This is a genomic window from Bartonella chomelii, from assembly GCF_014138465.1.
Classification (GTDB): Bacteria; Pseudomonadota; Alphaproteobacteria; order Rhizobiales; family Rhizobiaceae; genus Bartonella; species Bartonella schoenbuchensis.
The window spans coordinates 1-2,359 of the sequence record NZ_JACJIR010000023.1 but is presented as its reverse complement, the minus strand read 5'-3'; the positions used below and the strand labels follow the sequence as shown (position 1 = coordinate 2,359).

Genomic DNA, 2,359 nt, shown 5'->3' with positions numbered 1-2,359 from the left:
CGAATATTGGTTAAGAGAGCATTTTGATTTTCAATATCAGTGAAACCTGCAGCAAATAAGGCATTTGGCATCACTAAATAGTTTGCCATTTGCGGTAAAAGAGCCTTTACGTTTGAGTTGGGGAGGTATTGATTTTGCAGTCGGAAATCCCAAAAAGCATCATTATATGAACTTACGTTAAAAAATCTTTGGTTGATATTAGCTAAACCATTACGTGATGTTGGTCCATAGGCATTCAATGTATATTTGTAAGGTGAACCCTTGATTATCATATAACCCTTCGCTAGCTTGAAGGAACTTTCTGTTGCTTGCCCAACAACTTGGATAAGAGAAATCCCACGCTTATTTAAAGGAAAAGAGCCAGTTAAAAAGAGCAAATTAGCTGTATTTGAAATATTTCCCTGAACATTAACATGTACTGTTGTTGATCCTGATACATCTCCCTTAACAAGTAGGCGGTCAGCTTCTTGCCCATTAGTATTTAAATAGAGTTTAGCATTACCTTCTGCATTATAGACTTCTCGGGTTTCAGGATTTCCCGATCCTACATACAACGTTTGATAATAATCTTCTGTTGGACTCTCAAAAATAATAGAACTATTGTTAACATAAAGCACAGAAATATCAGAGCGGGCCCTTTGAGCAATACCAAGAATCAATGCTGTTGGAACAGGACCAAGCATCTTATCTCTGTCATCTGTTTCTGTTTTACTGACCCTTAAGATCCATTTAGAATCATTCTTGAGATGTAAAACTATTCTTTGCTGTAAACGCCACTGTGCATGTTGATCATTCCTATAACGTGCTTGTGCTTCTCTAGCTTCAGCTGCTTCTCTAGCTTTTTCTTTTTCTATAACTTTCATAGTTTTGAATGCTATAATAGCTTGTGAATATTTGTGTTCGCGGTTGGGGGAATAGTTGTAATAATTTTTTAAATCAAATTTATTTTGTAAAAAACTTTTTAAAATATAGTAATTTTTTAAATTTATTTGATCTTTTAAAACGTTGTGGTTATTTTCTGAAATAGAAGCACTCATACGATCATTTATCAATCGTATTTTTGCTTTGTATATATCTTTTCGTTTTAAAGTCTCTATATCTTTTCGTTTTAAAGTCTCTATATCTTTTTGTTTTAAAATCCTTGTACCACCTTTTAAAATAGAATGATCTGCGATTAGTGTAAGAGTACCAATATTATCCCCTCTACGCACTCTATTTTTTACTAAAACATCAGCATCAATTTCTGAATTTTTAAGGAATACTGTACCGCTTGCAGAAGGCCCTAAAATACCTATACTGTTTTTAACAAGCAGTTTTGTATTGAAAAACTTTACCACATTGCTATCCTGTGTATAGGTGCTTTGTTTATAGGAAAAGAAGGTGATACCCACTCCACGCGGCTCGACAGTTACGAATGAATTTTTAAGGTCGATCTTACCATCTGAGACTAGCAAACCAACTTGTCCACCTATTGCGTGAATATCTGTAGCATTAATAATTGCATTCGTTGCATCAAGAGCATAAAAACCTGAAAAATTTCCTCCGTTTATTATTTTTGTTTTTGGTGAAGAAGGAGAAGAGCCATCAACTCTTATTGCATTTTTTGCATTAATACCCGTTCTATAAGAGGCATTACCATTCTCTGTTTGTTGTGCACGACTAAGCTCTTGTCTAGAATCTGAAAAAGAGCTCTCAGGAGTAATTATTTGCTTCTCACTATTCTGTGCATAGCTTGTGCTATAATAAGAACATAAAAAAAACCCACTTACGGTACATAATAAAAGACTTTTTTTACGCATGTATATATCCTTAATAGTTATTTTCCTTCTAAGATCTCTGAAGAATCATTTAACTTATTCTGTATTTTATGTAAAGTATAAAACACAATATATATTTTATAACTTAAAGATATGTAAACACTTTTTAAAAGCGATAGCACAACGTTCCTGAGAAAATAGCTCCGGATAAGCCAACTTTTTGAAGTTTTTGCTGATAGCTAATATCTCCATGGAATGTAATGTTTTGAACAAAATGTGCATTAAAACCTATCCCCCCTTCAATTGCAGATCCTATAGAATCAAATTGAAAGTTTTTCTTGCCGGCTTGTATTGTTTTTCTTTCATCAAAAACACTGATAAGATTAAGTTTACCATAGAAAGAAAGAGTACGACCGTCTTCAAACTGGTTAACATTCTTAACCAAACGTCCACCCATACGAGCTAACCACTGATAAGGATTACCCATATCCACCTTAAATTTATCGTCATCTTGAATGGTATTAAATATCAATTGCTGATAAGCAATCTGTGTCTGTGGCTCGAATACCAAGCCTTCAATGCTGGTTGCTAGCTGTTTCCCC

At 34.0% G+C, this 2,359-nt stretch carries 1 protein-coding gene and 1 pseudogene; both read right to left on the bottom strand.

Features of this window, described 5'->3' with window-relative positions:
- Positions 1 to 1,799 (bottom strand): annotated as a pseudogene (locus GGR10_RS06710) (hypothetical protein); the annotation flags it as partial.
- A gap of 124 nt (positions 1,800 to 1,923) precedes the next feature.
- On the bottom strand, positions 1,924 to 2,359 hold a 436-nt coding region (locus tag GGR10_RS06705; protein ID WP_182480441.1), incomplete at its 5' end, for an autotransporter outer membrane beta-barrel domain-containing protein.